The 24,724-nt window shown below is 65.2% G+C and carries 21 protein-coding genes; 13 read left to right on the plus strand and 8 right to left on the minus strand.

Features of this window, described 5'->3' with window-relative positions; translation table 11 throughout:
* Window positions 1-8 precede the first annotated feature (8 nt).
* The gene (locus tag HH308_RS16125; protein WP_170195250.1) at window positions 9-845 is read left to right on the plus strand and encodes an alpha/beta fold hydrolase; all 837 of its coding nucleotides are present in this window, start codon (window positions 9-11) and stop codon (window positions 843-845) included.
* Between the two features lie 433 nt (window positions 846-1,278).
* Here HH308_RS16125 and HH308_RS16130 read toward each other — a convergent pair whose 3' ends face one another.
* Window positions 1,279-1,962, minus strand: coding sequence for a TetR/AcrR family transcriptional regulator (locus tag HH308_RS16130; RefSeq protein ID WP_170195251.1), 684 nt, complete (start codon window positions 1,960-1,962; stop codon window positions 1,279-1,281).
* 4 nt (window positions 1,963-1,966) lie between these two features.
* Entirely contained in the window at window positions 1,967-3,577 is a 1,611-nt protein-coding gene (locus HH308_RS16135) for a GMC oxidoreductase (protein ID WP_170195252.1), read from the minus strand.
* Window positions 3,578-3,662: 85 nt separating this feature from the next.
* On the opposite strand from HH308_RS16135, the gene HH308_RS16140 reads away from it, so the two are divergent.
* From HH308_RS16140 to HH308_RS16150, 3 genes are read left to right on the plus strand one after another with little or no spacing between them, the layout of a single operon-like run.
* The gene (locus tag HH308_RS16140) at window positions 3,663-4,631 is read left to right on the plus strand and encodes an enoyl-CoA hydratase/isomerase family protein (RefSeq protein WP_170195253.1); all 969 of its coding nucleotides are present in this window, start codon (window positions 3,663-3,665) and stop codon (window positions 4,629-4,631) included.
* Entirely contained in the window at window positions 4,631-5,539 is a 909-nt protein-coding gene (locus tag HH308_RS16145) for an alpha/beta hydrolase (protein WP_170195254.1), read from the plus strand. The genes HH308_RS16140 and HH308_RS16145 overlap by 1 nt, the downstream gene beginning before the upstream one ends.
* 7 nt (window positions 5,540-5,546) lie before the next feature.
* Complete coding sequence (locus tag HH308_RS16150; protein ID WP_170195255.1) at window positions 5,547-7,004, plus strand: class I adenylate-forming enzyme family protein; 1,458 nt, start codon at window positions 5,547-5,549, stop codon at window positions 7,002-7,004.
* 312 nt (window positions 7,005-7,316) lie between these two features.
* Here the strand turns inward: HH308_RS16150 and HH308_RS16155 are convergent, their stop codons facing one another.
* Window positions 7,317-8,777 carry an IS4 family transposase gene (locus tag HH308_RS16155; protein ID WP_312870629.1) on the minus strand — a complete coding sequence of 487 codons (1,461 nt, stop codon included), beginning with the start codon at window positions 8,775-8,777 and terminating at the stop codon, window positions 7,317-7,319.
* Between the two features lie 292 nt (window positions 8,778-9,069).
* On the opposite strand from HH308_RS16155, the gene HH308_RS16160 reads away from it, so the two are divergent.
* Both HH308_RS16160 and HH308_RS16165 read left to right on the plus strand, forming a co-directional pair.
* Complete coding sequence (locus tag HH308_RS16160; RefSeq protein ID WP_170195256.1) at window positions 9,070-10,149, plus strand: alkene reductase; 1,080 nt, start codon at window positions 9,070-9,072, stop codon at window positions 10,147-10,149.
* Between the two features lie 38 nt (window positions 10,150-10,187).
* Window positions 10,188-11,243, plus strand: coding sequence for an aldo/keto reductase (locus tag HH308_RS16165; RefSeq protein ID WP_170195257.1), 1,056 nt, complete (start codon window positions 10,188-10,190; stop codon window positions 11,241-11,243).
* 239 nt (window positions 11,244-11,482) lie between these two features.
* On the opposite strand, the gene HH308_RS16170 is transcribed toward HH308_RS16165, so the two are convergent.
* The 4 genes from HH308_RS16170 to HH308_RS16185 form a co-directional block, all read right to left on the minus strand.
* Window positions 11,483-12,532 (minus strand): NAD(P)-dependent alcohol dehydrogenase, encoded by a 1,050-nt coding sequence (locus tag HH308_RS16170; RefSeq protein ID WP_170195258.1) that lies wholly within the window; start codon window positions 12,530-12,532, stop codon window positions 11,483-11,485.
* Window positions 12,529-13,671, minus strand: coding sequence for a zinc-binding dehydrogenase (locus tag HH308_RS16175; protein WP_170195259.1), 1,143 nt, complete (start codon window positions 13,669-13,671; stop codon window positions 12,529-12,531). Before HH308_RS16175 ends, HH308_RS16170 begins: the two co-directional genes overlap by 4 nt.
* A gap of 138 nt (window positions 13,672-13,809) precedes the next feature.
* Window positions 13,810-14,871 (minus strand): alpha/beta fold hydrolase, encoded by a 1,062-nt coding sequence (locus tag HH308_RS16180; protein ID WP_170195260.1) that lies wholly within the window; start codon window positions 14,869-14,871, stop codon window positions 13,810-13,812.
* Between the two features lie 882 nt (window positions 14,872-15,753).
* Window positions 15,754-16,770, minus strand: coding sequence for an AraC family transcriptional regulator (locus HH308_RS16185; RefSeq protein ID WP_170195261.1), 1,017 nt, complete (start codon window positions 16,768-16,770; stop codon window positions 15,754-15,756).
* A 387-nt stretch (window positions 16,771-17,157) separates the two neighbouring features.
* On the opposite strand from HH308_RS16185, the gene HH308_RS16190 reads away from it, so the two are divergent.
* The 7 genes from HH308_RS16190 to HH308_RS16220 all read left to right on the plus strand — a co-directional run bounded on the left by HH308_RS16190 (window position 17,158) and on the right by HH308_RS16220 (window position 24,316).
* Window positions 17,158-18,153: an NADP-dependent oxidoreductase gene (locus tag HH308_RS16190; RefSeq protein ID WP_170195262.1), complete on the plus strand. Its 996-nt coding sequence runs from the start codon at window positions 17,158-17,160 to the stop codon at window positions 18,151-18,153.
* 29 nt (window positions 18,154-18,182) lie between these two features.
* Complete coding sequence (locus HH308_RS16195) at window positions 18,183-19,022, plus strand: alpha/beta fold hydrolase (RefSeq protein WP_170195263.1); 840 nt, start codon at window positions 18,183-18,185, stop codon at window positions 19,020-19,022.
* 60 nt (window positions 19,023-19,082) lie between these two features.
* The gene (locus HH308_RS16200; RefSeq protein ID WP_170195264.1) at window positions 19,083-19,712 is read left to right on the plus strand and encodes a TetR/AcrR family transcriptional regulator; all 630 of its coding nucleotides are present in this window, start codon (window positions 19,083-19,085) and stop codon (window positions 19,710-19,712) included.
* A 39-nt stretch (window positions 19,713-19,751) separates the two neighbouring features.
* Window positions 19,752-20,780 carry an AraC family transcriptional regulator gene (locus HH308_RS16205; protein ID WP_170195265.1) on the plus strand — a complete coding sequence of 343 codons (1,029 nt, stop codon included), beginning with the start codon at window positions 19,752-19,754 and terminating at the stop codon, window positions 20,778-20,780.
* A 138-nt stretch (window positions 20,781-20,918) separates the two neighbouring features.
* Entirely contained in the window at window positions 20,919-21,866 is a 948-nt protein-coding gene (locus HH308_RS16210) for a 3-hydroxyacyl-CoA dehydrogenase (protein ID WP_170195266.1), read from the plus strand.
* Window positions 21,867-21,923: 57 nt separating this feature from the next.
* Window positions 21,924-23,468 (plus strand): flavin-containing monooxygenase, encoded by a 1,545-nt coding sequence (locus HH308_RS16215; RefSeq protein WP_170195267.1) that lies wholly within the window; start codon window positions 21,924-21,926, stop codon window positions 23,466-23,468.
* Complete coding sequence (locus tag HH308_RS16220) at window positions 23,465-24,316, plus strand: alpha/beta fold hydrolase (protein WP_312870634.1); 852 nt, start codon at window positions 23,465-23,467, stop codon at window positions 24,314-24,316. The genes HH308_RS16215 and HH308_RS16220 overlap by 4 nt, the downstream gene beginning before the upstream one ends.
* Before the next feature lie 68 nt (window positions 24,317-24,384).
* On the opposite strand, the gene HH308_RS16225 is transcribed toward HH308_RS16220, so the two are convergent.
* On the minus strand, window positions 24,385-24,627 hold the full coding sequence (locus tag HH308_RS16225; RefSeq protein WP_170195268.1) for a hypothetical protein: 243 nt from the start codon (window positions 24,625-24,627) through the stop codon (window positions 24,385-24,387).
* Window positions 24,628-24,724 lie beyond the last annotated feature (97 nt).

Here is a 24,724-nt window from a genome sequence, read left to right on the forward strand (position 1 = left end):
GAACACATATGACACTCACCTGGCAGGCTGCCCCGACCAAGACCATCGACGTGAACGGCACCAGCTTCAGCTACCGGGAAGTGGGTGAACCAGGTGGTGTGCCAGTGGTGTTCCTGCATCACTTCACCGCGGTGCTCGACGACTGGGATCCCCGTGTCATCGACGGACTCGCCGCACGTCATCACGTGATCGCTTTCGACAATCGGGGAGTCGGGTCGAGCGGTTCGACGGTCCCCGGAGACATCGAGCAGATGGGGGCTGACGCGCGCGCGTTCATCAAGGCGCTGGGCTACGACCGCGTCGATCTCCTCGGTTTCTCCCTGGGTGGTGCGGTCGCCCAGATGGTCGCGCTGGCGGACCCCGGCCTGGTCCGGCGGATGGTCCTCGCGGGCACCGGCCCCCGCGGCGGCGGGGGTATCTGGAAGATGCCGTTCATCGTCGGCAGTGCCTACGCTAAGGCGTTCCTCACCCGCCAGGACCCCCGCAACTTCCTCTTCTTTCCGCGCACCGCCGAAGGCAAGAAGGCCGCGGGCGAATACTTCGGCCGGCTGGCCGAACGCACCCGCGACCGCGACCGTCCGATCTCGGCGCAAGCGCGCAACGCCCAGCTGCGCGCGATCACCGCGGGCGGGATGCATAAGCCCGACGATCTGTCGGTGATCACGTCCCCGGTGTTCGTCGCCAACGGAGACAAGGACCTCATGGTCTCCAGCGACCACTCCGCCGATCTGGCTGCGCGACTGCCGAATTCACGGCTGCGCATCTACCCGGACTCCGGTCACGGTGGCATTTTTCAGTATCACCGCGAGTTCGTGCCAGAGGTGCTGGAGTTCTTGGCGGGATGATGCCACGCTTGCGCAGCCCGGCCTCAACCTGTATCCACCGGCCGAAGCGGCCCTCTGCTGGTTGAGCCCTGGTTGAGCAGGTCCGAGCGCTGTGCTGAGCGAGGCGCTAGCCGAGTCAGTGTCGAAACCTCTCAGCCACAACGACTTTCGATGATGCGCGCCAATTTCGGCGATGACAGCCGGCAAGTGACGCGTGTGCACCCTACGGGTGCGCACGCCTCGATGTTCGATACCATCACAGTTCGACACGTGTGCTACCATCAAATGCATTGTGGTACAGGGGTTTCGACACGCTCGTCGCTAGCGTTCCTCGCGGCTCAACCAGCAGATGGAATGCCCCGACCGGTGAAACCAGGCCCAACCAGCGGGTCGGCTCGGTTCGACGCACATCTCCTCCGAGGCGTCTCAACCTGCGGAGCGGGTTCGCGGGAAATCACCCGATGACACGCTCCAAAGCGGCCTCATGTGATCGCAGTGCGGCTGCGGGGTGGGCGCCCAGGCCCACGCAGAACGTCACTCCCATCGGAAGCAAGACACGTCGCACCGGGTCGTCGAATTCGGCGAAGTGGTGGGCGAGCTCCAACATGATGTAGCCGTGGACGAAACTCCACAGTGCTCCTGCGACCGCCGACGGATCGGCGACCGCCACCGGTCCCGACGCGCCAAGGCGCTCGCAGGCGTCGGTGACATGCCGGTATGCCTCCTGGAAGGTCGGCGAGTGACCGGCCTCTCGTCGGCCGTTCTCAGCGGACGGGCGGTAAGTGGCCCGACCGGACAGACCGAACATCGCGTCGTACAGGTGGGGGTTCGCGCGAGCATATTTCAATGTCGTCAAGGCCATCGTGAACAAGTCGGCGATCGCGTCCTCGGTGACCGGCACCTCGGCGAACGCCTCCTCGATCTGGCGGAACCCGCGCTCCACGACCGCGTTGACCAGTTCAGGCACCCCGCCGAAGTAGTTGTAGACGACCATCGTCGACATGCCGGCCGCGGCCGCTACGCTACGGGCTTTGACCGCCGAAGGTCCCTCGGTCGCCAATAGCGCGATGGTGGCGTCAATGAGGCGCTCGGGAATGTCGTTGGCGTCGCTACCGGCGGTTACTGGTGTGTCGGGCATCGGTCTATCGTTCCAAACCGGCCGGCTGGATATGCGACATGGCGTGTTCGGCGAGAGCCGTGATGGTCAAGGCGGGATTGACTCCGGGATTCGCCGGCAGCGCGGCGGCGTCGCAGACGATCATGTTCTGATAGCCGAACACGCGCAACGTCGTGTCGACGACGCTCGATTCGGGACCGGCGCCGATGACAGCTCCGCCGAGGACGTGGGCGGTCATCGGCATGTTGCCGAATGCCTCGAACACACTGCTTTGCGCGATTCCGCCGGTCTGTTCGGCCAACCAGGCCGCGACCCGGTGACCGATGTCGAGATACGTCGGCGCCGGTCGTTCGGCGTCGATCTCGGTCTTGATGCGATAGCCGCGCCCCAGTAGTCGGCGCGTGGCGCGAAAACGGATCGCGTTGTCTCGGGGCTGCATGACGAGCATCATCAGCGTCCGACCGCTCCAGCCGGATCGCATGGTGGCGACCCAGTCACGGGGGTGACGCGCTACCGTGGCGAGCCACTTGCGCAGTCGAGTCGGAATTGTGCCCGGGCCGATGAGCAGGGTGAACATCACGCGCATGAGATCGCCGCGCTGTCCGTAGGTCAACAGTTCGATCTGAGTGTCACCGTCGAGGATCACGCGGCTGCTCGCGGTGACGTCTCGCCAGGTTTCGCGATCCTCCGGCAACAGCACCGACACCACCGCCTCGCTGTTGGTTCGCACTGTCGTTCCCAGGCGATCGCTGATCGCGGGCAGCGAGCCGCGATGCTTGCAGTCGGCGAGTAGTTCGTTGGTGCCGACGGCGCCCCCGGCGAAGACCACCCCGCGTGCGGTGACGGTCTGCCGGTCGCGACGCAGATACGAGCCGGGACGGCGAGTGTCCACACGGTATCCGTCACTGCCGTCGGCCGCTCCGAGCGGCCTGACGTCAACTACTTCGCGCTCGGAAACTATTGTCGCGCCCTGCTTTTCGGCGAACCAGAGATAGTTCTTCGTCAGCCGGTTCGCCGCGCCCGTCCGGCAGCCGACCATACACGCTCCGCAGCGGGTACAACCTGTACGGGCGGGGCCGGCGCCGCCGAAGTAGGGATCGGGAACGGTCTTGCCGGGCTCGCCGAAGAACACCGCGACTGGAGCCGGGGCGAACGACGCGCCGTCGAAATGGTCGGCTACCTGCCGGGTCAAATCCATCGTCGCCGATTGCCACGGGGTCGCGCTGACGCCGAGCATGTGCTCGGCCACCGCGTAATGGGGGCGTAGCACGTCCTCCCAGGACGCCAGATCACCCCACTGCGGGTCGGTGAAGAACGGCGGTTGTGCTCGGAACAACACTCCGCCGTAGATCAGGCTGCCGCCGCCAACGCCGGTCTGCGTCGAACTGAAGACGTGCCGGAACGCGACGCCGCGCATGATGCCACGCAGGCCGAGCGTCGGAGCCCAGAGGAATCGGCTCCTCTCCGATGTGGACGCGGGCAGGTCGTCGTCGGCGTAGGACCGGCCACGCTCGACGACCAGTACGCGGTACCCCTTCTCGGTCAGGCGCATGGCTGCCACGCTGCCGCCGAAACCTGACCCGACAACCACCCAATCGACGTCGTGCATCGGCTTCTCCTCAGTCTGCTTGCCCATTGTTGATAACTTCGTTATTCTGATCACGATAACTTCGTTATTCGCGGGTTGCAACTGTGTCCCGCGCTCGGCACAAGGACATCTCATGGCAGCAGAAGTACGTGGAAATCTCGACATCGAAGATGCGGGTTCGGTGCTCATCGCCCGCGTCGACGGCGGGCCGTTGGGTTTGTTCGGCAACGACATCGCCGAGCAACTCGACCGTCTCGTCGACCGGGCCGATGCGGACCCCAAGATTGGGGCGGTGGTGTTCACCGGTACGCACCCCGAACGGTTCGTGTCCCACGCGGAGGTCCGCTGGTTGCAAGAGGGGGGTGCGCGGGTCCCGTCGGTCGGCGTGCGTGGCGCGTCGGCCCTGGCGCGGGTGGCCCGCGGAGTGAACCGCGCCAGTGGCATGCAAGCCGCACTGGGCGACACGCCGCTGTGGCCCGCGGTTCAGCTAGAACGGGTGCATCAGACGTTCCTGAAGATGAACCGAAGCGGCGTCATCTTCATCGCCGCACTCAACGGATCCGCACTCGGACTGGGGGCCGAGTTCTCCTGGGCCAACGACCTTCGGGTGATGGCCGATGGCGACTTCGTCATCGGACAACCCGAAGTGTTGCTGGGCATCATGCCCGGCGGCGGTGGAACGCAACGGCTGCCGCGATTAGTCGGCAACCACAAGGCGCTCGTGGCGATCCTCTCCGGTAAGCCGTTCACCCCGTCCCAGGCGCTGGAGATCGGCGCGGTCGACGACGTGGTCGCCCCCGAGAAGGTCGTAGGGCGGGCGCTCGAACTCGCGCAATACCTCGGCTCGCGGCCCAAATCGTCCCGTGCCGCCATCAAGCGGGCGGTCTACTTCGGCGCCTCGGACTCCCTGGAGAACGGACTGCACCTCGAACGTGCGGAGTTCCTGGCCACCGCACTGTCGCCGATCGGTCAGGAGTTGATGCTCGACTACATGGCCAACACCGAGTCGTCCGGCGAACTGCCGCTGTACCAGCCGGGTGTCTACGGGGAGGTCCTGCTCAGTGGCGACACCCGTGGCGCCGGCGCGAAGGGCGACCGCTGATGAACACACATTCCGTCACCCGACACGACGTTTCCTTCGATTCCGACGGTGATACCTGCGCCGCATGGCTGTTCACGCCCGACGGCGTCGAGCGCCCGCCAGTCGTCATTCTCGGCCACGGACTGGGCGCCACTCGGGAAATGCGTCTGGACGCGTTCGGTGAACGATTCGCCCAGGCCGGGGTGGCCGCGCTGGCCTTCACCTATCGGCATTTCGGTGACTCCAGCGGGAAGCCCCGGCAATTGCTTTCCATCAAGCGGCAACTTGCCGACTGGGATGCCGCGATCGCGCACGTCAAGACTCGCGGCGACGTCGACGGCAACCGGGTCGCGGTGTGGGGGAGTTCCTTCGGCGGCGGTCACGCGATCATCGTCGCCTCCCGGCATCCGGAACTGCGCGCCGCGATCGCGCAATGCCCGTTCACCGACGGCTTGGCGTCGGCCCGCGCGCTGGGGCCGTTGGGCACGTTGAAGTTGCTTCCCGCGGTCGGCGCCGACGTCTTCGCCGCGGCTCGTGGACGAGATCCGAAGCTGTTGACGCTCGCCGGTCGACCCGGTGAACAGGCACTCATGAGCGCCCCGGACGCACTTCCCGGATATCTCGCGCTCGTGCCGGACGGGACGACGTTCGTCAACGAGGTCGCTGCACGGGTGGCTCCGACGATCACGTGGCATCGACCGGGGAAGGCGGCCCGCAAGGTCGACGTGCCGATCCTGTTCTGCATCTGCGACCACGATTCCGTTACGCCGCCCGCGCAGACTCTCGCCTACGCTTCGACCGCGCCGCGCGGAGAGATCAAGCGATACGACGCCGGTCATTTCGACATCTACCTCGGGGAACCGTTTGAGGCGGTCGTCGCTGATCAGACCGAGTTCCTCGTCCGGCACCTGCTCACCACCGAAGATTAGGACGGTCATGCACTTCGCTCATCTCCCCGACGTTCGCGCGCAACGCGACCCCGACGGACCCGCGCTGGCCGACACGACCAACACCGTGTGCAACGTCGAACTCGCGGCGGCGGTCCATGCGGCGGCCGAGCAATTCGGCGAATTGGGCATCGGCGCGGGCGATGTCGTGGCGCTCAAGCTCATCAATCGGGTGGAGTTCGTCGTCGTGCTGTTCGCGGCCTGGCGCCTGGGTGCAGTCGTCACGCCGATCAATCCCGCGGCGACCGAGTCGGAGACGGCTCACCAACTCCGCGACTCGAGGGCACGGCTGGTCGTCGTCGAACAGGACGGTTCGCCGATCGGGGGAATTCGCGCGTTAGCGGTCGATGATCTGCGGCGAACCGCTGTCGGCGCTCCCGCGCCCGCACACGACGATCCTGCCGCCCTGGCGCTGCTCATCTACACCTCGGGAACCACCGGTGTGCCCAAGGGAGTGATGCTCGACCACGCCAACCTCGACGCGATGACGCAGATGGGCGCACAGGCGTTGACGGTCACCGCGGCAGACCGCAGCCTGCTGATCTTGCCGCTCTTCCACGTCAACGGCATCGTCGTCAGCATCCTGATGTCCCTTCGGGTCGGCGCAAGTGTCTTCATCGCCGATCGGTTCAACCCGACGACATTCTTCGACGTGATCGAACGGGAACGGCCGACCTTCTTCTCCGCCGTGCCCACCATTTACAGCATGCTGGCAGCACTCCCCGAGGAAGTTCGGCCGGACACCTCCGCCGTCCGGTTCGCACTCTGCGGCGCGGCTCCCGCGTCGGCCGACCTGCTGGTCCGGTTCGCCGATCGTTTCGGTTTTCCGCTGGTCGAGGCATACGGGCTGTCGGAGGGCACCTGTGGTACCACGACCAACCCCGTCGACGGGTTACGCAAGCCGGGAACCGTGGGGCTGCCCTTTCCCGGTCAGGAGGTGCGGATCGTGGACTCCGCAGGGAACGAACTGCCGTCGGGCGAGGCAGGCGAGATCACCGTGCGTGGGCCGAATGTGATGCGCGGCTACCTCGGCAGACCGCAGGACACCGCCGCCGTGATCGTCGACGGTTGGCTGCGCACCGGCGACGTCGGACGTCTCGATGAGGACGGCTACCTGAGTGTCGTCGGCCGATTCAAGGAGATGATCATCCGCGGCGGCGAGAACATCTATCCGAAGGAGATCGAGGACGTCCTCGCCGCCGACCCCGATGTTCTCGAAGCCGCGGTCGTCGGTGTGGCCGACGAGAAGTGGGGTGAAGTGGTCGTCGCCTTCGTGCAGGCGCGTGCGGGTGCGGAGCTGAACGTGGCCGCGCTCGAGGAGCGCTGCAAGCAGCACCTGAGCGGCTTCAAACGACCGTCAGCGATTCATGTCCTGAGCGTTCTGCCGAAGAACGCCGTCGGGAAGCTCGACAAGAAGGCACTGCGGGGCATTGGCAGCGGGCGCTAGCAAGCGCCGATCCCGTCTTTCGGCAAGTGTCCGAGCCATGTCGCGAGGCGACTCTACCGCCGCAACCCATGTCGGCGTCGAGTACCCGGCGAGACGTGAACTCGCGTCCCCTTCGCGGCGATCCGAGGGCAATCTGCCGTTTCGCGCGGCCGTTCATCTCGCGGTTCGATTGTCGTAATCATCTTCAGCCGCACCCACCAGGTGCATTCGGCGGTCGCGCTGATGTCGCAGTGCTGGTCAGCCGCGACTCATCGAATTACGTTGTCTCACCTTGGTTTCGACACGCTCGCCGCTAACGCCAATGCCGCGCAGTTAAGGTCCGTGGGCTGTTGTCAAGGGGGTGGTGATGGTGATTTGTGTGTGGTGGTTGGTGCGGTCGATGGGGCCTTTGGCGCGGTGTTTGGAGATGGCGCGTTTGACTACGCGGGGGCTGGATCGGGATCGTCGTGGGGGTAGGGGCCGGGCGAGGATCGCTGCTGCGATGTGGCTGATGATGGTGTTTTCGATTGCGTTGCAGGAGTGGATGATTCGGTCGCGGGCGGTGTTGAGTGCGATGCTGAAGCTGGCCCGGTCCGGGGCGATGCCGGCAGGCTGGACGGCGTCGGCGATGGCCAGTCGCAGCGCCTGATAGGTGGCCAGTAGGGCGTAGAGTTCCTGCTCGACCCCCGCCGGGGTGCGGGCGCGCAGCACCCGACCGTGCAGGAGCGTCGATTTCAGTTCCAGGTAGGTCGTCTCAATTTCCCAACGCTGGTGGTAAAGCTCGACGAGGTCTGCCGCCGGGTACCGGTCCGGGTCGAGCAAGGAGGTCAGCAGCCGGTAGTGGCCGGTCTTGACCAGGATGCCGGTGTTGGTGTCGTAGACGTCGATGGTGGCGTCGATGACCCGCAGAGTGACCGAGCCGATGCGGGTGAGCCAGGTCCCGTCGGCACAGCGGCCGATCAGGGCGGGTTTGCGGGTGCTGCTGGCCCGGATCAGCAGATCGGCGTGGCTGCCGAGGATGATCGCCTGGTACACCCCCTGCGAGTCGTAGGCACGGTCACCCAACACCAGCATCCCCGACCGCAGGGACCGGAAAAGTTGTGTCGCATACCGGATTTCACCGTCACTGTCGGGTCCGAAGGTGACGTCGAGCAGGGTGCGGGTCCCGCAGGCCACCAACGCCGCCACCCGCATGATCGGATAGCTGGCACCGCCATGGGTGCCTTTGACATGCCGGTAACAGGGGCGGTTGGCCTCACTGTCGGGAACGACCAGGGTGGTGCCGTCGATCGCGCAGACGACCAACCCGTGCCACCGGTGCGCACCGCCGGTATCACCGGCGAGTACCTCGAACAGGGCCCGCAACGGTCGCGGGCCGACCCGGCGGCGGGCCTGGCTCAACGCCGAACTGCCCGGCCAGTGGCACCCGCGCAGGCCCGCGGTCAACCGGGCCCACACCTGCTCGTAGCCCACATCGGCGAACAAGGGTGCTGCCAACAGTAGATACACCACCACCCGAGACGGCAACCGCCGCAACCGCGACTGGGTTGCGCCGGTGTCGGACAAGACCGCATCAACCATCTCCACCGGCACGATCGCCGTCAACTCCCCCAGATGCGCGGGCCCGAATGGATCAAGAAGAGTCCCACCACCATTCGGTGACAGACTGAACAGGCAACGGGACTCCCAAGGGCTCGAGGATCGTCTTTGGCGGACAATCCATCGAAACCCCGAGTCCCGTTGCCCCACCACGCGACACGCCGACAACGCACACACTTGACACACCCCACCCACCCCTTAACTGCGCGGCATTGCCGCTAACGCTCCTCACGGCTCAACCAGCGGAGCGGGCCTACCGTCGGTGGAGCCAAGTTCAACCAGCGGAGGGGGCTGCCGTCGGTGAATCCAGGCTCAACCAGCGGACGATGGGGGCCGTTGTCGGCGAAGTATGGGGTCTCGGCTACCCGTTGGAATAATAAGTGACTTAACTCAGTTATGAGTGTAGTCACTAAGGTAACGCGATTGCAGACTCTGCCCGTGCTACTTGTGACAGCCCGTTGGCCCGATCGCAAAGGATTACCCTGTTATGACGTCCCTAAGTTCTGTGTGGCAGCCGTTCACGCTCGGTCGAATCGAACTTTCGCACCGCCTCGCATTGGCTCCGATGACCCGCAACCGGGCCGATCCCGACGGCACACCCGGAGAACTCGCGGCCGAGTATTACAGTCAGCGGGCGTCCCTGGGACTTCTGATCACCGAGGGCACCCAGCCGTCCGCGGACGGTCAGGGGTATCTGAACACGCCGGGCATCTATACCCCCGAGCAGGTGGCAGGATGGGCCCGGGTCGCCGACGCCGTGCACGACAAGGGCGGGCACCTCTTCGTCCAGCTGATGCACGTGGGCCGTATCGCCCATCCCGACAACACTCCGCATCACCGTCAGCCGGTCGCGCCGTCGGCGATCTCCGCCGAGCAGGATATGTTCACCGCGGAAGGACCCAAGAAGACCCCTGTTCCGCGGGCGCTGAGCACTGCCGAGGTACAGAACGTCGTCGGCGAGTTTCGTCATGCGGCAGTGTCGGCGATTGCGGCAGGTGCGGACGGGGTGGAAATCCACGCCGCGAACGGCTACTTGCTTCACCAGTTCCTCGCACCGAACGCCAACCAACGCACCGATCAGTACGGTGGCTCCCTCGAAAACAGGGCACGCTTCGTTATCGAGGTCGCGCGCGCCGTTGCGGAGGAGATCGGCGCGGATCGCACCGGGATCCGTATCTCGCCGGCCGTTCCGCTCGGCGCGCTCGACGAAGGCGACGCCGTCGCCGTACGCGCTCAATACCGATATCTCGTGGCCGAGCTCGCCAAGCTGAACCTGGTCTACTTGCACGTCCACCATCTCGGCGATGACGAACTCCTCACCTCGTTGCGCGAGGCCTGGCCGAACGCGATGCTCGTCGTCCGATTGGGGCGCGAGCGCGACGGCATCACCGCGGACATCGACGCCGGACTCGCCGACGTCGCGCCTCTCGGACGATTCGCGCTTGCGAATCCGGACGTCGTCGAGCGTCTGCGAACCGACGGGCCGCTGAATGATCTCGACCCCGAAACTCTCTACTCCGGGGGCGGCCACGGGTACATCGACTACCCGCTCCTGGCCCAGGCATGAACCTGAACTCCGACATTCGACCCAAAGGATTGACCACCATGCGATATCGCACTCTCGGCCGCAACAACGGACTTCGTGTGTCCGAGTTCGCACTCGGAGCCGGAAACTTCGGAACCCGATGGGGGACCGGCGCCGAACCGAAGCAGGCCCGCGAACTGTATGACGCATTCGTCGCCGCTGGCGGCAACTTCATCGACACCGCCGATACCTACCAGTTCGGTGAATCAGAGGAACTCATCGGGCAGTTCGTGGCCGCCGACCGCGATGACATCGTGCTTGCCACCAAGTTCAGCGTCGGCGCACAACCGGGCGGGGGCATTTCACGCACCGGGAATGGCCGCAAGAACCTCCGCATGGCAGTGGAGGCCAGCCTGCGCCGGTTGAACACCGACTACATCGACCTGCTGTGGGTGCACTATCCCGACGCGCTGACTCCCGTCGAGGAACTGTTGCGAGCCATGGATGACCTCGTTCGCGAGGGCAAGATCCTCTACACCGGATTCTCCAACTTTCCGGCGTGGCGGGTGTCCCGGGCGGCGACTCTGGCCGAGGTTCGCGGCTGGTCGCCGGTGTCGGCGATCCAGGTCGAGTACAGCCTCGTCGAGCGTTCCGCGGATCGAGAACTGCTGCCGATGGCCGAGGCGCTCGGCCTCGGTGCGCTGCTGTGGTCCCCGCTCGGCGGCGGGCTGCTCACCGGCAAGTACCGCGCAAGCGACGAAGGCCGACTCACGTCGCTGAAAACGTTGGTGCACACCGAGTCCACCGACCAGAAGGCGACTGTGATCGACGCTGTCCTGGCCACCGCGGAGCAATTCGGTCGCCCACCCGCGCAGATCGCGATCGCGTGGCTGCGCGAGCGAGCTCGTCGGTCGGCCACCTCGGTGATCCCCATCATCGGTCCGCGCACTACCAAGCAACTCGCCGACTATCTTGGCGCACTGACCGTCGAGTTGCCAGACGATACCTATCGTCACCTCGAGCAAATCAGTGCACCTTCCCTCGGTATTCCGCACGAGGCCAATGCCGTCGCCGTCAACGGGCTTCAAGGCGGACATGCCGAATCGTTCGAACCTCGACGCACCCCCGTCGCCTGACGAACCGAAGCCGGCCCAACCGGAGCCCATCGGTGACGTAGCGGTGTGGCTCGCACGGTCGATTCGACCACGCGAGCCACATCGCAATCAGATCGCTACACCAACCTCAGCCGACAGACTCGCCGCAGCGGCTGCCGGCTGGTCTCGTCGACGTCCGGCTCCGATCATCCTGTTTTGATCGCGCCTCACTCGGGGCGCGGCGTTTCCGCACGGCCCGTCATCACGTTGATCGGTGGCCCTCACCGCAGTGAACCGGTATCGATGACGAATCGGTACCGTACGTCGCTCGCCAGTACCCGCGCATAGGCTTCGTTGATGTAATCCGGCGCGATGACCTCGATTTCTGCGGCGATCCCGTGCGCGCCGCAGAAGTCGAGCATCTCCTGCGTCTCGGCGATCCCGCCCATCAGTGAGCCGGTCACGCTGCGCCTGCCCACCGCGAGCGGAAAGGCCGGAACCTCCAAGGCGTGCGCCGGCATCCCTAGTTCGATCAGAGTGCCACCTACCTGCAACAATTCGAGAAACCGGCCGAGTTCCAATTTGGCCGACACGGTGTTCAAGATGATGTCGAAACGGCCGGCGAGCGACGAAAACATCTCCGGATCACTCGTGGCGTAGTAACTGTCGGCGCCGAGCCGCAGGCCGTCGGCCCGCTTCTTCAACGATTGACTCAGCACCGACACGTCGGCACCCATCGCCTTGGCGAACTTGACCGCAAGGTGGCCCAGACCACCCAGGCCGATGATCGCCACCCTGCTGTCCGGTCCCACCCGCCACCGACGCAGCGGCGAGTACACGGTGACTCCCGCGCACAGGAGCGGAGCGGCCGCGTCGAGCGCAACGCTGTCCGGAATGCGGAGCAGATAGTTCTCGTCGACGACGATGCTCCCGCTATAGCCGCCGAAGGTGGGTTCGCCGTCCTTCCCGATTGAGTTGTACGTGAGAACCATCCCGGATCCGGTGCAGTACTGCTCGGAACCCGCCAAACAGTTGGGGCACTCACGGCACGAATCGACGAAGCAACCGACACCCACGCGGTCGTCTATGGCGTACCTGGTGACCGCGTGGCCGACTTCGGTAACGATACCGGCGATCTCGTGTCCGGGAACCACCGGATACTCGACGGGTCCCCATTCGCCCTTGACGATGTGGATATCGGTGTGACAGATGCCGGCGAAGTAGATGTCGAGCCGAACATCGTTGGGGCCCAACGCGCGACGCGTCACGCTGGTCCGACTCAGCGGAGCCGACGCGGACGTGGCGGCGTAGGCGGAAGTAGTGGTGGTCAACGAGGAACTCCTGTCAAGGTCGCGCTTCCGTTCGGTCGCACGACGATCTTGGCGTCGCGCTCCGGATCGGCCAGTCGGTCGAACGCATCGGCGACGTCGTCGAGAGTGATGGTGCTCGTGATGAGTGGCGCTACCTGCAGTGCCCCGGAAGCGAGGTGTTCGAGGACTTCGCCGTACTCCTCCGGTGAGAAGGCGAAGGCGTACACCAGATCGATCTCCTTGATGCTGGCGACGGTCGGGTGGAAGGTGTCGGGCTGCATGCAGACTCCGGCGACGACGACCTTCGCGGAACCGATCGCACCCGCGAATACCTGCGCCATGAGGTCCGGGACACCGACACACTCGAAGATGACCTGTGGCCGGAAGTCGCCGGGGATCATCAGGTTCGGTGGTGCGAGCCGTGCCGGATCATCGGTTCGCGCAGCTTCTCGCCATGCGTCGTAGGGTGAGGTGACGCGCGGATCGACCACGATGTCGGCTCCCAAAGTGGTGGCCAGAGCCCGACGGGTAGGTGAGAGATCTGCGGCCACGATCGGTCCGTAGCCGCGCATCTTGAGGACAGCGATGACGGCGAGGCCGACCGGGCCGCAGCCGATGACGAGTGGCACGTCGTCGGCTCCGACGTTGCCCCGGTTGACCGCGTGCAACGCGACTGTCATCGGCTCGGCAAGTGCGGCCACTTCGTCGGAGAGGTTGTCGGGCACCGGGAACATGAGATCCTCGGAGAGGAGCATGTACTGCGCGTACCCGCCGGGAATGTCGGGACCCGCATAGCCGATCAGTCGGAGCGGATCCCGAAGCAGCAGCCCGGGCGAGGCCACGCGGCTACCGGGCGGCAGACTCGCCTTGCTCGATGGGCCATAAGAGACGACCTCGGCGCAGAACTCGTGGCCCATCACAATCTGTGCGTCGGCCTCGAACAGTGCGGTCCCGGTGGCCATCTCGGTGGCGTCGAGCAACTCGCCGGTATGTGCACGGCAGTGCAGGTCGCTGCCGCAGATCCCGGTCGCGAGGACTCTCACCAGAGCCTCACCCGGTCCGGGTTGGGGAATCGGGAGATCGCTCAGGGTCAGGTTGCCGTTCTGTAAGACAACGGCCTTCATCGTGGTCGTGGCGGTGTCGTCGGTGGTGAGTGTCATGGTCGAATACCTCGGTACAGAGAGTGAGTGGGAACGCCGACTGGCGAACTGTGCTGATCGTCACATCGAAATCGCGGAACTACTTGCCTCCGCACGACAAGTACTTGGCATCTGGCGACTGAGGTCGAAGTGATCACGTCAGAGTCCGGCGAGGAAGTCGAGCAGGAGTCGGTTGACCTCGTCGGGCCGTTCATCGCTTAGCCAGTGGCCCGCACCGGCGAGGATGTGCTCGCCGCGAAGGTCCTTGACGTGCTCGTGGGCACGACGGGCGGCGTCGCGGCTCCACACGGTCGATGTGTCACGCTCGCCGGCAATGAAAAGAGCTGGAACGCTCAGCGGAGTGCCGACGAACGGCGCCAGTTCCTCCCAGGCGTTGTCGGCATTGTCGTAGTAGGAGAGCGGCGCGCGGAGTCCGCCGTGCTCCAGTTCTGACACCAGGTAGTCGAAGTCGTCCTGAGACAGCCACGGCGGCAACGTATCCGGGACGATGAACCGACTGAAGAACGTGTTTCCGTGCGGGATGCTCATGGTTGCGCGAGTGAACGCGATCACGGCTTCGTACGGCAGATCGAGCAAGTCGACACCCTCGAGTTCGGGCGGCACGGGTGCGTCGCCGGACAACGTGTACATCCCGGCGGCCAGCCACGCCCGGATGTCCGCCTCGATCTCTGATTCCGCACCGTAGGTCGGGTCGGCGAAGTAGTCCTGGTAGAAGACCGTGTCTTCACCGGCGATCTCGGCATGGATCTCGCTGGGGCGGCGTTCGCCGAACGGATCGCCGGGCAAGGCCGCGAGACCGCGGCCCGCGAATGGCAAGCTCAGACCGGCTACGGCGCAGAACACGTCGGGACGAGTCCATGCCGACGTCCATGCCACCGGTGCCCCGAAGTCGTGACCGACGACCACCGCCGACGTCTCACCCAGTGCCTCGACGACCGCCACGTTATCCTCGACCAATCGTGGTACGGAGTACGCGGCGCGATCGGTCGGCTTGGACGATCGTCCGTACCCTCGCATGTCCAGCGCGACGGCACGGTAGCCGGCGGCGGCCAGCGCGTCGAGCTGATGTCGCCACGAGTACCAAGATTCAGGAAAGCCGTGACACAGCAGCACCAGCGGGCCGCCGGTACCCGCGATATGCACGTTGAGTCGTACACCGTTGGCGTAGATGGTCTGGGTTGGGTAGTCGTGGGCACTCATGGCGGCTCCAGATCGAAGTGTGTGTCTTCTTGCGTCCGAGGTCGGTGCTCGACCGCCTCCGGATCAGTCCACGACTTCGCAGGGCGGTACGGCTTGCCAGCGCATGACGAAAAGTTGTCCGTTCACGACAAGCGCCGGCCGGTCGCGCGGTCCGCACGAGAGCTGTCGCATCGTGACAAATCAACGTCGCGCGCGGTAAAGGCTCATCGCCCGATCCGCCGAAACACTCCAGCTCTGACCGCAATCGCCGTGATTGCGAACATAAGCGGATCCGCTGATCCGAAGGCGACGACGCCGGCGACGAACGATCTACGACGTGCGGTCCCATCGATCGGATGACGGCCCGGCGCGAGCGTTGACGGATTCTCCGGCGCAATCACATGGAGAACGTGCGGGTTTGGCCGTTAACGCGTGTTGACGTAGTTCCGCACGGCGCAACCCCTCTGCCGGTTAGGCGCAGTCGAGTCGAAACCACGGTGAGGTGAATTCGCAACGGAGTCAAGGCGTTTCGTGCGGTGGCGCCGTTGGGTTGCGTGGTTTCGACACGGGCCTGCGCTAGCGCTTCGGCCCGGCTCAACCGGCAGCAGGTGGCCGGCGCAACCTCTCTGCCGGTTGGGCGAGGCGCAGTCGAGTCGAAACCACGGTGAGGTGAATTCGCAACGGAGTCAAGGCGTTTCGTGCGCTGGCGCGGTTGGGTTGCGTGGTTTCGACACGGGCCTGCGCTAGCGCTTCGGCCTGGCTCAACCGGCAGGTGGGCCGACGCAACCTCTCTGCCGGTTGAGCGAGGCGCAGCCGAGTCGAAACCACGGTGAGGTGAATTCGCAACGGAGTCAAGGCATTTCGTGCGCTGGCGCCGTTGGGTCGCGTGGTTTCGGCTAGTCGTCATGCCGGAGTCAAGGCCCGGCGACCCTCTCGCACCCGAACTTGGAGGTGCTTCGGGGTCTCACCGAACCACCGCCGGCAGGCTCGCGTGTAGCTGCTCTGCTCCGCGTACCCCAGCGCACGGGCGATGTGGGCGACGGACATGCCGGTGCCCGACATTTCCCACGCCCGCTCGCGACGCACGTCGTCGAGGATCTTCTCGAATGTTGTGCCCTCCTCGGCGAGATGCCGCTGGACGGCTCGCGGGTGCATGGCCACAGCCCGGGCCACATCGGCCAGGGTTGCTTCGTTGACCGCCAACAGTCGGCGGGTCAGACCCCGCACCTGTTCGGTGACGAGCACACCCGGCCGGACCTGGGTCAGGTGGCTCTCGGCGAGGGCGTGTGCGATCCGGTCGCGGTCGCGGATCGGCCTGTTCAGCACGGAGAGGGGAAAGTCGATGCGGTTGTGTGCGGCGCCGAACTGAGGTCGCTGCACGAACACGTCATCGTAGCGGCTCAGGGCGGCCATTGCTGAGTGCTGGAACGTCACCTTCAACGGTACGAATCCGCCGCCGACCAGGGCGTCGAAGCCCTTCATCGCGAGCGCGAGGCTCTTCTCCACCATCAACTGGCGATCGAGATCGTTGTTGAGGAGGGTGTCGAAGGAATAGATCGCCGCCGTCTCGGTTCGGGTCAGCTTGATTGTGTCGGCAGCCACGATGTTGTGAAGGAATCGACACGCACCGTCGATGGCGTCGCCGACGGTCGCCGAGTTGTACAACATGACCGCGAGCGGGCCGAGTACCTGCAGGTTTTGCCGATCCGCCAACCGCAGACCGATGTCGGTGGCCCCAAGGGTCCGGGCAACGTCACCCAGTACCGCCGCGGAGTCGGCATAGCGGACGAAGCTGTCGAAGTCGTCGACCGTTGCCGGGTCGATGCCGTGCGCCCGAAACAGTGCGTCGGGATCGCCGCCGAGTTCGGTGATCAGTTTCGGCAGTCCGGAAAGCACCGTCGCGTGGATCAAGTACGTCATCGCGACCCGCTTTCGGCTCCGGTTGGGCTGATGTCGGGCGTCATTTCACGAGTCCGCGGCCGACCGACGCGGATGGTGACAGGGCTTCGGAAATCAGTGGTCACATCGCAGTCCTTACGGGAGCGCCGGGGGCGATCGAGTAGCCGTACGCCGTCGACGACCTCGACCTCGAACGGACTTCGGTTCGGTAGTGATTCATGTCACGTGACCCGATCCACATCCAGTTTGACGCTGGTGCGTGCGCCAGGACTTGGCAAGAAGCGACACAAAGTTGTCATCCGACGACAGCGGACGCTTGCAGTCTGCAGACACCTTGACAATTGTTCTGACTGGACTCATTATTGAGTACAGTCACTAATGGGAGCCGAAAGGAGAGTGACGGGAACGATGAAAGCGTTCACAGTTCACGAGTACAAGAAATCGTTGCGAGAAGTCGACGTCGCCGAGCCGACGGTCGGTCCGCAGGACGTCCTGATCGAGGTGGTCGCGGCAGGGCTGAACCAACTCGATGAGAAGGTCCGGCTGGGTGAGTTCAAGCCGCTGCTGCCGTATCGAGCGCCGTTTGTGCTCGGGCACGACGTCGCGGGGACGGTCGTACGAGTCGGCGCGGATGTCAGTCGGTTCAGCGTCGGGGACAACGTGTACGCGCGTGCAGGTGATGGCCAGATCGGGACGTTTGCCGAGCGGGTGTCGGTTCGGGAAAGCGATGTGGCGCGAGCGCCACGCGGCGTTTCGATCGTCGAAGCGGCCTCGCTACCGTTGGTCGCGTTGACCGCCTGGCAAGCGTTGGTCGTCATCGGCAAGGTCAAACCCGGCGACAAGGTGCTGATACATGCGGGCGCGGGCGGCGTCGGGTCCATCGCGATCCAACTCGCCAAGCACCTGGGCGCGACCGTGGCCACCACGGTGAGTGCGGCGAATGCTGCTCTCGTACGGGAGTTGGGCGCCGACGTCGCCGTCGACTACCGGACCGAGCGGTTCGAGGACGTCCTGAGCGGATACGACCTCGTCGTCGACGGCGTCGGTGAGGACAACGTCCTGCGGTCACTGGGGGTACTCAAGCCGGGAGGTGTCGTCGTCGGGCTGGCCGGCCCGCCCGACCCCGCCTTCGCCCGTGCACTCGGCCTCAACATCGCGGTCCGTGCGTTCATCGCAGTGACGAGCCGCAAGGTTCGCTCACGCGCGGCGAAACTCGGTGTCGGCTACCGCTTCCTGTTCATGACCGCCAGCGGTAGCCAGCTCGCTGAGATCGCCGAGCTCGTCGACGCCGGGGTTCTGCGTCCCGTCGTCGGAAAGACCGTCCCCTTCAACGAACTTCCCGCAGCGCTCTCCAGCGTCGGCCGGGACGGCACGGCGGGCAAGACCGTCGCTGTCGTGCACTGAACAACACCCACCGAGAAAGAACAGCACCGATGACCATCACCTCTTATGCGCAAGCCCCCGCGTCGAGCATCACCGCGGGCGGCGAGACCTTCGCCTACCGCGAACTGGGCCCCAAGGGCGGCATCCCGGTCGTCTTCTTCGTCCACCTGGCGGCGACCCTGGACAACTGGGATCCGCGGATCGTCGACGCCATCGCCGCGAATCGGCATGTGATCACCTTCGATCAACTCGGTGTCGGTGCCTCCTCGGGTGCCTTCCCCGACACGCTCGAGGCCGCGGCCGACGACGCCTACACCTTCATCACCGCTCTCGGCTACGACCGGATCGATGTCTTCTCCTTCTCGATGGGAGGCATGATCGCTCAGGACCTGATCGTCAAGCATCCCGGACTGGTGCGCAGACTCGTGCTGACCGGTACCGGTCCGCGTGGCGGCAAAGACATCGACAAGGTCGCGGGCACCACCTACTGGGACATCCTGCGCGCCACCCTCACTCGCGCCGACCCGAAGGAATTCCTGTTCTTCAACCGCGACGCGGTGGGAAAGCAGGCCGGAAAAGACTTCGTGAAACGCCTGGGCGAGCGTACCGAAGACCGTGACAAGGCGATCTCCACCAAGGCGTTCCAGACCCAGCTCAAGGCGATCAAGGCCTACGGTCGCTCGGCGCCGTCGAACCTGTCGGTATTCACCGGACCGACGCTGATCGCCAACGGCGACCACGACCGGATGGTTCCGACCGAACTCTCTCGCGATCTGCAGCGTCGCATCGCCGGATCGGAACTGATCATCTATCCGAACTCCGGCCACGGCGGTGTGTTCCAGTACCACGAGGAGTTTGCCCCGGCCGCGGCCGAGTTCCTCGCCGAGTGACCCTACGATGTCGTAGAGAAGTGCACCGTCGTCGAAGAGTCTGAGATCCCGAGAAGACCCATGCCTGTATCCAAGTCATCGAGCCGGCCCACGGTAGGTCGACGCGAACGCAACAAGCAGGAGAAGTTCGACCGGATCATGGCAGCGGCGACGACGCTCTTCGCCGACCACGGCGTCAACGACGTCACCACCCAGCAGATCGCCGACCTCGCCGACATCGGTACCGGCACGCTGTTTCTGTATGCCCGCACGAAGGGCGAGCTGCTCCTCATGGTGCAGAACTCCAAGTACGCCAGAGCGCTCGAGGCCGGCGAGGCCGACTCGGCGAACATCGACGATCCGGTGGGAGCGATCATGGCCGTCCTGCGCCCGATCGTCGAGTGCAACCGGTCCCAGGTTGAGAACGGCCGTACCTACCTGCAGGAAGTGGTATTCGGCAACCCCCAAGAACAGCACCATGCGGCGGCGCTGCGGATCGTGGCCCAGACGGCGCAGATCCTGGCTGACGTTTTCCAGCGAACTGGAGTCGCCGGCGGCGAAGAGGCGACCGTGCTCACCGATCTCGTGCAGGCCAGGATGTTTCTGGTGATGGCAGTCAGCGGCCCCGATGTCGCGGTCGGCGACGTCGTCGGCGAGATCGCGCGCAGCGTCGAAGTGCTGATCGATTCGCGTCGACGGTCGGGTCCGTGAGCGTGACTCGCCGGTACCGGGTCACTCGCTAGCGTTATCGTGACCTATCTCATCCGAGCCACGGTCATCTCGCGGGCCGGCGAGTTGATCGACGAGTTGGGCGGCGACTCGGGCACACTGCTGCGTGCGCATGGGATCGACCCGCCCGCGATCGAGGATTTCAACTGCTATGTGCGCTACGAAGACGCGGCCGCGGTCCTCGGGCATGCGGCGCGCTCGTTCGACTGTCCGGACTTCGGCCTTCGAGTGGGCAGCAGGCAGGGGATCGCCGCACTCGGTCCGCTCGGGGTGATTCTGCGCAACGCGGAAACCGTCGGCGACGCCGTCGATGCGGTGTGTCGGCTGCTGCGCAACCTCGCGCCGGCCGACACCGCTCATCTCCAGCGGCGGCCCACGTCGGCCGTGTACTCGTTCTCGACGATCCTGCGCAACGACTTCGATCGACGACAGATGGTGGAGAAGAGCCAGTCCCTGGCGATGCAGGCCTTTCGGGTGATGATCGGGCCGACCTTCACCCCGCGCCGCGTCACCTTCACCCATGGGCAGTTCGCGCCGATGACTGCGTACCATGATGTTTTCGGTTGCGCGGTCGACTTCGGCTGCGGCGAGAACGCTATCCATCTGGCGTCGAGCGATCTCACCCGGGAGATCGGCGACCGTGACGCGACGGCTCTCCGGCTCGCCGAGGACTACTTGAGTCGGATGCGCCCGGAAGTGGCCCTCGCCGAGCATGTTCGCGATGTCACGCGCAGGCTGCTGCTGGTCGGCCCGGCCACGCTCAACGCCGTCGCGCACACGGTCTCGGTGCACGAACGCACTCTGCAACGCGAACTCGCAGCCGAGGGGACCGGCTTCGAGGAGATTCTCGACGGCTTGCGCCGCACCATGGCCTGGGAGCTTGCGGCGACGGGTATGTCTGCCGCGCAGATCTCCCGCGCACTCGGATATGCGGAGCAGAGCAGCTTCAGTCGCGCCTGCCGACGGTGGTTCGGTGAGCCGCCACGAAGTCTTCTGCGGCGTCGGCGCGGACAGCGACCCGATGCGCCCGCGGGCGATGCTCCGCAGTGATCCGCATCACCCCTGCTGTCGTCAGAAGGCAACTCTCTGTCGCGAGGTGTCAAGTTTTGCCCTGAGGGAGGCTGCGAGAGTGGAGTGAGCGTCACGAATTGTGATGCGACTCACGACACTGAGCGGACAGGTGCGAGCATGCCGAATCTCAACCGGATCACAGTTCTCGGCGCAGGGGTGCTGGGCGGACAGATCGCCTGGCACAGCGCATTCAAAGGCAAGTCAGTCGTGGCCTACGACATCTCCGCGGACGCGATCGAGCGTGTTCGCGCAGTTCACGACACCTACGAGGCGATATATCGGGGCGAGGTAGGCGTGTCCGACTCCGACGTCGCCGGCACCCGAACCAGACTCACCTACTCGACCGACCTGCAAGCGGCCGTCGCCGATGCGGATCTGGTCATCGAAGCGGTTCCCGAAGTTCCCGACACCAAGACCGCCGTCTACACCCAGCTCAGCACCTTGCTGCCGGAGCACACGATCGTCGCGACGAACAGTTCGACGTTCCTGCCGCGAGACTTCGCCGAGGCGACGGGGCGGCCCGCCAAGTACTGTGCTCTGCACTTCGCGAACATGATCTGGGCGATGAACCTCGCCGAGATAATGGCCCACCCCGGCACTTCGCGCGAGACGCTCACCGACGTCACGCGGTTCGCGATCGAGATCGGAATGGTGCCGATCCCCGTCGGCGGAGAACAGAACGGCTACGTGATCAACAGTTGGGTCGTCCCACTGCTCAACGCCGGACAGACCCTGGTGACCAACGGCATCGCCACGGCGCAGGACATCGACCGCACCTTCATGGCGAACGGCGCCAGATTCGGTCCGATGGGCATGCTCGACATCATCGGCATGAAGACCGCCTACGACGTTCTCGCCTATTGGGGCGAACGCGGCGACGACGCCCAGATGGTCGCCAATGCGGGCTACCTCAAAGAACACTTCCTCGATCGGGGTCGGCTCGGTGTCGCGACGGGGGCCGGATATTACGACTACCCCGATCCGGCCTATCAGGCAGCCGACTTCCTCGACGTCCCGGATCTCTCGGTCGTCGACGACCTCGTCGAGCTCATCGCCCTGGACTGAAAACACCTCACGCGGATACCGCTCACCGGTACCCGTCGACACTCAATAGGAGTTTGCATGACCATCAACACATCGCACCACGCGCAGGTCGTGTTCGACCACGTCGACGTACTCGTCGTCGGAGCCGGACTGTCGGGCATCGACGTGGGATATCACTTGAAGAATCTCCAGCCCGGGCGGACCTTCGCCATCGTCGACGCCCGCAACGATATCGGCGGTACCTGGGATCTCTTCAAGTATCCGGGTATCCGATCGGACGCCGATTTGCAGACCTTCGGATACGGGTTCAAGCCGTGGCGCAGTGAGAACGCGCTCGCCGACGCCCACGAGATCATCGACTACCTGCAGGAGACGATCGACGAGAACGACCTGGCGCGCCACCTGCTGCTGGGACACAAAGTCGTGGCGGCCGATTTCTCCACCGCGGAACAGCGCTGGCGGGTGACGCTCGAACGCGTCGCCGACGGCGCATCGGTCGAGGTGAGCGCCACGATGCTGTTCTCTGCGGCGGGCTACTACGACTACGACCGGGGTTATGCGCCCGAGTTCGCCGGCGCCGAGGAGTTCGCCGGGCAGATCGTGCACCCCCAGCATTGGCCGGAGGATCTGGACTACGCGGGCAAGAAGGTGGTGGTGATCGGCAGCGGCGCCACCGCGGTGACGCTCATCCCGTCGATTGCGGCAGCGGCGAACCACGTCACGATGCTGCAGCGGTCGCCCTCCTATGTGCTGCCCATCCCACGGCAGGACCCGGTCGTGAACACCCTGCGCAAGCTGTTCTCCGACAAGATCGCCCACAACATCACCAGGGCCTTCAACATCCGCAAGATGAATGCCCTGTACAAGGGCAGCCAGCGGTTCCCCCGGCAGATGCGTGCGCTGGTCCGCAAGATCAACGCTGCGGCACTTCCCGAGGGCTACGACGTCGACACCCATTTCAACCCGGAGTACAACCCGTGGGATCAGCGCATGTGCATGGTTCCCGACGGCGACATGTTCGCGGCCATCTCGGCTGGACGCGCCGCGGTGGTCACTGACCGGATCGTGCGTTTCACTCCGACGGGTGTGTTGTTGAAGTCCGGCACGGAGTTGCCAGCCGACATCATCGTGACCGCCACCGGTCTCAACATGGTGCCCTTCGGCAAGATACGGCTGGCGGTGGACGGCGTCGAGGTGGATCTGCCCGCCCACGTCGTCTACAAGACGGTGATGGTCAGCGATGTTCCGAACTTCGCCTTCACCGTCGGCTACGTCAACCATGCCTGGACGCTCAAGGCCGATCTCGTGGCCGGATGGTTCTGCCGCCTGCTCGACCACCTGGACCAGCACGGATACGCGAGCGTGACCCCGGTGGTCTCCGACGCGTCGATGGTTCGCAAGCGCTATATCGAGATGGACACCGGCTACATCAACCGCGGTATGCACCTGTTTCCCAAACAGGGCACCAGCGGCCCGTGGGCGGCACCGCAGAGCTACAACCGCGACCGGGTCGTATTGGGGAAGGACCCGATCGACGACCCCGCCCTGCGGTTCACCGCGGCGGAGTTGCCCAGTCGGGCAGCGATGGCTCCGGCGGCGAGTGACGTGGTCGTCGTCCGGTGAACACTTCACTGCACATCGACGTCCGCGGGCGACGTACCCGTATCCGTCTCGCGGGCGACCCGCGGTCGCAGCCGCTGGTTCTCCTCCACGGGATCGGGCGCACGCTGAACGATTGGGACGAACAATTCCCCCGGCTCTCGTCACAGTTTCGACTCATCGCCATCGACCTTCCCGGTTCCGGATTCTCCGAACGGTCCGCTCAGCCCACCACCCTGCCGGTGCTCGCCCGGGCGGTGCTCGACGTCCTCGACGAGATCGGGGAGTCCCGCCCGGTTCACCTCGCCGGGAACTCGCTGGGTGGCGCGGTGGCCATGCAGGTCGCCGTGCTCGCCCCACCGCGTGCGGCGAGTCTCACGCTCGTCGACAGCGCGGGCTTCGGCACGCGGGTCGCCCTCGCGTTGCGACTCATGACAGTGCCTCGGCTCGGAGAGGTGATGACCCGGCGGGTGACCAGAGCGTCTGCTCGGATGATGGAGCGTACGTCGCTGGCCGACCCCGCGCTGGTGACGCGGACGCGGATCGATCGCGCGATCGCGGTGTCCAGGCAACCGGACACCGGTGCAGTGATGCTGGAGACGGCACGGGAGTTGGCCACCATGCGGGGTATAAAGGCGCAGTGGCGGGCCGAGCTCCTGGACGCCGTCGACGCCGTGGGACTGCCCACACTGGTTGTCTGGGGTGAGGCCGACCGCGTTCTTCCGAACTCGCACCTGCGCGCGGCACGAGCGGCGTTGCGCGATGCACAGACGCGACTGTTCCCCAAGGTAGGGCATATGCCCCAGATCGAGGTGCCGGATGCGTTCGCCGAGCTGATCACGACATTCGTCGAGTCTCGGCCGGGGCTCTGACCCGGGGGAGTCAATCGACAAACAAAGCCGCCCCACGAATCCGTGGAGCGGCTTTGGGTGCGACTAGCCTACTTGGCGATCGCCGACTGGACGAGGTCGATCACCGAGCTCAGACCCGGGTTCTCCTGCTTGGCCTTCTCCAGCGCCAGACGGATGTTGTCGGTGGTCGGCGAGTTGGCGATGTCCGACTTTGACGGCGGCTTGGTGGGGGCGGCGCTGGCCGGCGCTGCCGCCAGTCCGAGTGCTCCCGCCATGCCGAGTCCGGCGATACCGGTGACGATTGCCCGCTTGAGGATGGTTCCCCGAGTCATGTTCACTGCCTTCCCCGCACTCGCATAGGCGCGGTGGTCTGATTTCGAATTCTTCACAGCCAGTCTAAAGGAAAACCCGCGAACTGCCGTGTCCGTG

This window comes from Gordonia asplenii, assembly GCF_012933505.1.
GTDB lineage: Bacteria > Actinomycetota > Actinomycetes > Mycobacteriales > Mycobacteriaceae > Gordonia > Gordonia asplenii.